A 2,858-nucleotide genomic window follows, 5' to 3' on the forward strand; every position below is an offset into this window, starting at 1 on the left:
GTGGAAGCATCTGGAAAGGTGTGCAATAAAGGGTGATAGCCCCGTACACGAAAGAAAGCCGATAGTGGGTAACGATGAGTAGGCCGGGACACGTGGAATCCTGGCTGAAGATGGGGGGACCATCCTCCAAGGCTAAATACTAACTACTGACCGATAGTGAACCAGTACCGTGAGGGAAAGGCGAAAAGAACCCCGGAGAGGGGAGTGAAATAGAACCTGAAACCGTATGTGTACAAGCAGTGGAAGTCTGGGCAACTGGACGACTGCGTACCTTTTGTATAATGGGTCAGCGAGTTATTTGCTGTGGCGAGCTTAACCGCATAGGGGAGGCGAAGGGAAACCGAGTCTGAATAGGGCGTTAAGTCGCAGTGAATAGACCCGAAGCCGGGCGATCTATCCATGACCAGGGTGAAGGTTGGGTAACACCAACTGGAGGCCCGAACCCACGTCTGTTGAAAAATACGGGGATGAGTTGTGGATAGGAGTGAAAGGCTAATCAAGCCCGGAGATAGCTGGTTCTCCTCGAAAGCTATTTAGGTAGCGCCTCGTGTATTACGCTTGGGGGTAGAGCACTGTTTCGGCTAGGGGGTCAATCTGACTTACCAACCCGATGCAAACTCCGAATACCAAGCAGTAGAGCACGGGAGACACACGGCGGGTGCTAACGTCCGTCGTGAAGAGGGAAACAACCCAGACCGCCAGCTAAGGTCCCCAAATACAGTTAAGTGGAAAACGAGGTGGAAGGGCATAGACAGCCAGGAGGTTGGCTTAGAAGCAGCCATCCTTTAAAGAAAGCGTAATAGCTCACTGGTCGAGTCAGTCTGCGCGGAAGATATAACGGGGCTCAAACTGTATACCGAAGCTGCGGATTTCTAGCAATGGCTAGAAGTGGTAGAGGAGCGTTCTGTAAGCCGTAGAAGGTGAGTTGAAAAGCTTGCTGGAGGTATCAGAAGTGCGAATGCTGACATGAGTAACGATAATGCGGGTGAAAAACCCGCACGCCGAAAGTCCAAGGTTTCCTGCGCAACGGTAATCGGCGCAGGGTGAGTCGGCCCCTAAGGCGAGGCGGAAACGCGTAGTCGATGGGAAACAGGTTAATATTCCTGTACTAATGTTTATTGCGATGGGAGGACGAAGAAGGTTAGGTTAGCCCGTGATTGGTTGAACGGGTTTAAGTGAGTAGGGAGTGTGCTTAGGTAAATCCGGGTGCATGATGAACTGAGACACGATGACGAGGCGGCTTGCCGCTGAAGTAACTGATACCCCGCTTCCAGGAAAAGTCTCTAAGCTTCAGATAGACATTAACCGTACCCGAAACCGACACAGGTGGACAGGTAGAGAATACCAAGGCGCGTGAGAGAACTCGGGTGAAGGAACTAGGCAAAATAGCACCGTAACTTCGGGAGAAGGTGCGCCCTTGTGTGTGAAGCCCTTGCGGTGTAAGCATATGAGGGTCGAAGAAACCAGGTGGTTGCGACTGTTTATTAAAAACACAGCACTCTGCAAACTCGTAAGAGGAAGTATAGGGTGTGACGCCTGCCCGGTGCTGGAAGGTTAAATGATGGTGTGCAAGCACTTGATTGAAGCCCCAGTAAACGGCGGCCGTAACTATAACGGTCCTAAGGTAGCGAAATTCCTTGTCGGGTAAGTTCCGACCTGCACGAATGGCGTAACGACAGCCACGCTGTCTCCACCCGAGACTCAGTGAAATTGAAATCGCTGTGAAGATGCGGCGTACCCGCGGCAAGACGGAAAGACCCCGTGCACCTTTACTATAGCTTTACACTGGACTTTGAGTCTGCTTGTGTAGGATAGGTGGGAGACTATGAAGCGTGCTCGCTAGAGTGCGTGGAGTCATCCTTGAAATACCACCCTGGCAGGCTTAGAGTTCTAACTGAGTGCCGTGAATCCGGTGCCAGGACAGTGTATGGTGGGTAGTTTGACTGGGGCGGTCTCCTCCTAAAGCGTAACGGAGGAGCACAAAGGTACCCTCAGCGCGGTCGGAAATCGTGCGTAGAGTGCAAAGGCAAAAGGGTGCTTGACTGCGAGACTGACACGTCGAGCAGATACGAAAGTAGGTCTTAGTGATCCGGTGGTTCTGTATGGAAGGGCCATCGCTCAACGGATAAAAGGTACGCCGGGGATAACAGGCTGATACCGCCCAAGAGTTCATATCGACGGCGGTGTTTGGCACCTCGATGTCGGCTCATCACATCCTGGGGCTGTAGCCGGTCCCAAGGGTATGGCTGTTCGCCATTTAAAGTGGTACGCGAGCTGGGTTTAGAACGTCGTGAGACAGTTCGGTCCCTATCTGCCGTGGGCGTTGGAGAATTGAGAGGAGCTGCTCCTAGTACGAGAGGACCGGAGTGGACGAGCCTCTGGTGTACCGGTTGTCATGCCAATGGCATTGCCGGGTAGCTAAGCTCGGACGGGATAACCGCTGAAAGCATCTAAGCGGGAAGCCTCCCTCAAGATGAGTTCTCCCAAGGATTTAAGCCTTCTAAAGGTCCGTTGAAGATGACAACGTTGATAGGCGCGATGTAGAAGTGCAGTAATGCATGTAGCTGACGCGTACTAATTGACCGTGAGGCTTGACCCTATAACCCAAAGTGGTTTTGGTAATATACCCAAATGAAATAAAGCAGATTAATTGCAAACGTCTTTTATCTATCGACAGAATTGTTAATACCGGTTTGCCTGGTGACAATAGCGAGCGGGGCCCACGTGATCCCATTTCGAACTCAGTCGTGAAAACGCTCTGCGCCGATGATAGTGAGGATTTCTTCCTTGTGAAAGTAGGTCATCGCCAGGCTTCTTCTTTGTAGCCCTTAGTACTTCGGTACTAGGGGCTTTTTTTT

At 51.6% G+C, this 2,858-nt stretch carries 2 rRNA genes (1 of these 2 cut by a window edge); both read left to right on the forward strand.

The features are described from left to right. A 23S ribosomal RNA gene (locus DF283_RS12765) occupies positions 1-2,599 on the forward strand (it extends 292 nt beyond the left edge of the window). A 97-nt stretch (positions 2,600-2,696) separates the two neighbouring features. Then, positions 2,697-2,812 (forward strand): 5S ribosomal RNA (rrf, locus tag DF283_RS12770). The last annotated feature ends 46 nt before the right edge of the window (positions 2,813-2,858 follow it).

The sequence above is a fragment of the Vampirovibrio chlorellavorus genome (assembly GCF_003149375.1).
In the GTDB taxonomy this organism is placed as follows: domain Bacteria; phylum Cyanobacteriota; class Vampirovibrionia; order Vampirovibrionales; family Vampirovibrionaceae; genus Vampirovibrio; species Vampirovibrio chlorellavorus_B.